Below are 4,858 nucleotides of genomic sequence, written 5' to 3'. Positions count from 1 at the left end.
ATACTTATTTTAATGTTTCAGTTAAAAATTCATGTTAATTGTGTTTAGTGTATGCTTCATAATAATACCAAACCTTTAAGTTTTTGGCACTGTTTTGATTATTAGTGGGTTATGTTTTTGAGTGTGTAGAACAATTGTAGGATCTCTCTACACTTTGTTGAATAAGTGGAGGTTTCGGCAATAGTAGCCAGGGTCTTATCCGTCTATAGCTTTACAGTTGGTCTGATACGGGTTTCCCTTTCTTTCTTAAACAAGTTTTTAGTTGTTTTAATAGGTATGTGTCTTGGATACATTGGCTCACATTTTATATCTTTATAGATATGAAAAAGCCTTCTGATGAAGAAATTCCAAGATCGATTATTAAGGGTAATGGGGTCATTCGGGCGGACTTAAATTTTACTCAGAGCAAGGGTGATTTGTTATTTCTTAGCCCAAAATGCATTGTTGTGGGTTTGGATAGCTTGCCATACATGCTATTTGCTACCCCCGAATTTTCTTTTGATATTTTACCAGTCCATATTAAAAACAATATTCATTTGATAAGAGAAATTGTTTTTCAATCAACCTTTTCGGTTGAGATCAACCGATTAGGCGAATATTCTTATCTACCTAATTGGCTAGAGGAGGTCCAAGGGCTTGAGCATCTGCATCTAAAATATATAATAATTGATGACCTTATTCTCTTAAAGGATTTGTCTATTCAACATCTGATACTGGATAATGTAAAATATAATGACAAGGTAAAGCTAATTCAGTCAATTGGGTTGTTTAAATATTTGAAGGAAGTTTCTTGCGATAAATCTGTTGATGCCGAATTAATAGAATCCATTAAAAAGCTAAACTTGAAATTTACTCTTTATTCCGAAGAGCAATCCTGAAGCCTTTCTATGAGTCCTTTAGTTACGGTATAGAATGGGATATAATTGATATAAAGAAAATGATAAAATATAAAATGCTTTGCGCGATTATATATCAGTTTTATGTGAGAAGAAATGAACGGTTTCCAGAACTTATGACATTTTGGTTGACGTCGGCGATATTTATTATGAACTCTTGGGCAATTTATGAAGTCTTGAGTCTTTTTTTATTAGTAAGCTTGCCGTCTTCTACAGAGATAATTTACTATATCTGTGGTGTTGTACTTTTAAGTAATTACTTGTTAGGATTTCGTTCAGATGAATATAAATCGTTTAAATTTAAAGATGGCTTTGGGATTAAAGTGATTATTTATATGATCATCTCTTTTTTATCATTAGCGGTTTTAGCAAAAGTGCATCATGATCGTAGTGTTGATGCAAAGAGTGGTATTAATGCTAGTTGATTATAATCGGTTAGGAGGCGATTTATATAATAGATCTAGGATAATATATTTGGAGAATGAATTTGTTAAATTTTTTATATTATTCTGTATATAGAGTGTTTGCTTTAATTCCCAGGAGAGAACCAATTGATCACCTACTAACAGCAACTTTTTTTCTATATTATTCTCAACCAACATGATCACCTTATTTATTTTAGGTAAGTTGTTGGGAATAGATTATGGGCGGCATGATTTCAGGTTAGCTTTGATTCTAATATTTGTGGCGATCTATATTTTGTTTAGATGGTATTATATACGGTCAGGCAATTATAAAAAAATAATTGAAGCAAACGATCGTCGGTTTTTTTTGGTGAAGCATAGAATGTCAATCTTTGGAATAGAATACTTGTTGTTAACATTCCTGGGATTTTACTTGTTGATAACATTTTATTAGCAGAAAGGCTCAGAATATAGGATGAATAATACTAGATTTACTATTTTCAACAACTCGCCTGAAATGTATTAAAAGAATAATGAGAAATTTATATTACGAGATTTGGGTTGACGCAATTTCTAAAATACTTACTGTGCGATCCAGCCGCGGAATGTGGAAGTTTTACTGCATGACGTATATATCTATGGGTATGGCGTTAAATTTGGGATTAATACATATCGCCCTGAGGGATTTAGGAATTAGTATTCCGTTTTATCCATTTGATTTAAGTTTTACTTCGGTGGATAGGATAGATGGATTTCTAAGCTTTTTTTTCTCGTATCTACTTATTCCAATCTTAATTAATTACGTTTTTATTTTCAGAAAGCAACGGTATAAGCAATTATTGGAAAAGTATCCTTCTAGAAATGGACGTTATTTTGCGGTTTACTTTATAGGTACACTTCTTTCTTTTTTTGTTTATTTCGCCATAGCTTTTGTTGTGTTGAAATTTCACAGTTAGAACCATGTCAAGGTGTAAATATATTTGATTAAGAGAAAATTGATTTGAGTAGTCACATTGTAAATGATGGTTGTTAACCATCATAAGGTGGTGGGGAGCCGTTTAATCAGCACTTTATATTCTAGGGATGAAACATTTATTTTAAATTTAGATGGTGATGGGAATGATGCCCGAAGCTAATTATGATAAAAAGGTAAATACCATTAGATTAAGAATGAGTTATGTCTTACGGTGCTTTCTAAATAAATACTGAACTGAAAAATGAATATAAATGATTTCGATTCATGGGAACCAATTAATCAAATACCTTACGATGAGCTTTATTTTTCCGGCATCAAAGATCTACTTGGTAAAGTTGTATTGCACTTGAAAGTCTTAGGGAATGAAAATAAAATGCTTGAAATTAAATTTGATGGAGTCCAGGCATATAGGGTTGTTCAGGAATATGGCAGGTTAAAATCATTAAATGAGAATCCGTCCATGAGGAAATTCAGAACTTCTGTCAATTCAGATTTTCTTAAATGGTTTGAGGAGGAAAGCCTGGGACAATTTAGAGAATCGAATCTGGTCCACTATATGGTGAGTAACATTGATAACATTATTGATGTTATCGCCAGGCAGCCTGTATCTATAGAATGGGTGCCTTGTGGTGATTGAAAAATAAAAAAGATAAATAGGTAAAGGAAATCAACTAAAATTCGAGAAAGGTTAAGAAAAGATGAGTATATGAGAAGATTGTTATTGATAATTTTGTTATTCGCATCATCCTGCAATTTTGAAGGGGAAATTAATTTAGGAAGCGGGTATTTCTTGTTAGGTGATGAAGGAAATACAGCCATTTGTAAAAAAATCACAAATTACGACGCTTATAGCTCTGTCATATTGGGCGAAATATTAGACTATGATTATGATAGCGAATCCATAATCATATTAAGGAAGGCATCCGAAGCAGCGAAAGTATATTTTAATACTCAAGAAGATTTATGGAATAAGCAAAAAGGAGCTGATTCAATTCAGTATTGGATAATAATAAAGGATAAAGATATCATTAAAGGGCCGTTGACTGGTAAAGAGTTCCTAAGCGAAAAAAGGAAATTAAATCTTTCGGCAGACCTCAAGTTGGAAAGTAATAGATTTTATTAGATCGATCAAACTAACCTACTCCTGTACGCATGAGCTCTTTGGTGAGATTTTTGGAAAAGGCAAAATTAGACTTACTTCCTCGATTTATTTAGGAATTCTAGAAATTCTTGAACACCGACAATACTTGAAGAAGCAACTCTTTGACCAGCTGTATTAAGCGTAAAAAATAACGGCTGAAAATCCGATTCAAAATTATCTACCTGAAGCTCCATATTAATATCTCCAACATATTTAACATCCCGCTTTAGTGATTTTGAATAATAGGCCTTATCTTTTGCGAGTAATGTTCTATCATCTACCCACAATACGATAACTTCAAAATGATCATTCAGCGTTTTTAAAATTTCAGAATTCTGCAGTACTGCAAATTCAAACTTTCGTGCAGGAATGGAGACGTAGCTGTTGAAATAAAGTAAAATCGGTTTTCCGGACTCTTTTGCTTTTGAAAGACCTTTATTGTAGTCTGTGTAGGTATATAGACCCTCAATTAACTTCTCTTTGTCGCCAATCTTGCGAGGGGTTTCTACTATCCGCTCCTGAAACGCCTGTTGATTTAATTTATCGAAAACTTCTTCATATTTAATTCCAGGGTTGTCTGCTATTATTTTTTTTATTTTTGTAATGGTGTACGTGTCAACCCCTGCTTTTTTTAATAAGGATTCGTCGTATTCCCAGTTCTTTTCGGTCGCCGTCTGTCCGATAATTTTCCTAAGGGCGCCTACTTTAGCTCTAAGCTCATCATAGTCAGGCATTTTTTTGAGCTCGGAAAAACCATGCATCACCTCCCGCATTGATATCATTTCCTGCGTGGATGATACTGTATAAGCTTTAATCGAGGCGGTTTTCTTAATCGTTAAAGTCCCGGCTGTTGTCAATGGAAGATCGCCTTTTGGTCCCATGAATATATACATATCGAGACTGTCGTATTTACAAAGAATCAATGTTCTTACTTCCTCTAGAAATAGCTTTTTGTCCTTAATCTCCCTTATATTGTATTTCTTTTTTAACAGGGAGTCACAATTTACATTGTTTTGGGCATTTGATTCTAGTATTAAAAAAAGACATAGTGCTGTTAATATGAAAAAACGAGAGGAAAGAGAAAGGTTTGAGCGTTTCATGTAATAACTAAAATTGATGAAGCAAGATATAAAATATTTTAATAATACATAGAAAAGGCCGGAATCCTCCGGCCTTTTCTATGTATTAGCTATTGTTATATATGGGGGTTATTCAATGATTTTACCGTCTTTGTCGATTTTCAAAGAACCGGTTTCTTGTTCTTTCTTCACATTGATCAGATAATACGAAGTTTTGTCTGCATTAGTTACTAAAAACGCTGCAGTTGGAGTCCATGCTTTTACAGGGTCAGATTGTAGGGTCTTAGTAACCGCCTCTGGAAGGTCTTTCAACTCAACCGGAGTTTTTGTAGTACTATCTTGTTGTACAGCAACGACAACTG

Annotated in this window: 6 protein-coding genes; 4 read left to right on the top strand and 2 right to left on the bottom strand. The window is 33.4% G+C overall.

The annotated features are described in order from the left end of the window. Nucleotides 1–320: 320 nt before the first annotated feature. From R2Q78_RS21795 to R2Q78_RS21780, 4 genes are all read left to right on the top strand, one after another. Nucleotides 321–878: a hypothetical protein gene (locus R2Q78_RS21795; RefSeq protein ID WP_316794732.1), complete on the top strand. Its 558-nt coding sequence runs from the start codon at nt 321–323 to the stop codon at nt 876–878. 59 nt (nt 879–937) lie between these two features. After that, nucleotides 938–1,321, top strand: a complete 384-nt coding sequence (locus R2Q78_RS21790) for a hypothetical protein (RefSeq protein ID WP_316794731.1) — start codon at nt 938–940, stop codon at nt 1,319–1,321. Nucleotides 1,322–2,517: 1,196 nt separating this feature from the next. After that, the gene (locus tag R2Q78_RS21785; RefSeq protein ID WP_316794730.1) at nt 2,518–2,913 is read left to right on the top strand and encodes a hypothetical protein; all 396 of its coding nucleotides are present in this window, start codon (nt 2,518–2,520) and stop codon (nt 2,911–2,913) included. A gap of 69 nt (nt 2,914–2,982) precedes the next feature. Next, nucleotides 2,983–3,399 carry a hypothetical protein gene (locus R2Q78_RS21780; protein WP_316794729.1) on the top strand — a complete coding sequence of 139 codons (417 nt, stop codon included), beginning with the start codon at nt 2,983–2,985 and terminating at the stop codon, nt 3,397–3,399. Nucleotides 3,400–3,470: 71 nt separating this feature from the next. Here R2Q78_RS21780 and R2Q78_RS21775 read toward each other — a convergent pair whose 3' ends face one another. Beyond that, nucleotides 3,471–4,517 carry a hypothetical protein gene (locus R2Q78_RS21775; protein WP_316794728.1) on the bottom strand — a complete coding sequence of 349 codons (1,047 nt, stop codon included), beginning with the start codon at nt 4,515–4,517 and terminating at the stop codon, nt 3,471–3,473. A gap of 108 nt (nt 4,518–4,625) precedes the next feature. Further along, a partial coding sequence (locus R2Q78_RS21770; protein ID WP_316794727.1) for a hypothetical protein occupies nt 4,626–4,858 on the bottom strand: 233 nt, incomplete at its 5' end.

The organism is Pedobacter frigoris (assembly GCF_032678645.1).
GTDB classification, from domain to species: domain Bacteria; phylum Bacteroidota; class Bacteroidia; order Sphingobacteriales; family Sphingobacteriaceae; genus Pedobacter; species Pedobacter frigoris_A.
Note: the sequence above shows the minus strand (reverse complement) of the source record. Positions and strands in the feature narration are given on the sequence as shown.

What these genes read in the sequence shown, in the direction of transcription:
- R2Q78_RS21795 (WP_316794732.1), top strand. Translation starts at nt 321, where the DNA reads ATGAAAAAGCCTTCTGATGAAGAAATTCCAAGATCGATTATTAAGGGT.
- R2Q78_RS21790 (WP_316794731.1), top strand. Translation starts at nt 938, where the DNA reads ATGATAAAATATAAAATGCTTTGCGCGATTATATATCAGTTTTATGTG.
- R2Q78_RS21785 (WP_316794730.1), top strand. Translation starts at nt 2,518, where the DNA reads ATGAATATAAATGATTTCGATTCATGGGAACCAATTAATCAAATACCT.
- R2Q78_RS21780 (WP_316794729.1), top strand. Translation starts at nt 2,983, where the DNA reads ATGAGAAGATTGTTATTGATAATTTTGTTATTCGCATCATCCTGCAAT.
- R2Q78_RS21775 (WP_316794728.1), bottom strand. Translation starts at nt 4,517, where the DNA reads ATGAAACGCTCAAACCTTTCTCTTTCCTCTCGTTTTTTCATATTAACA.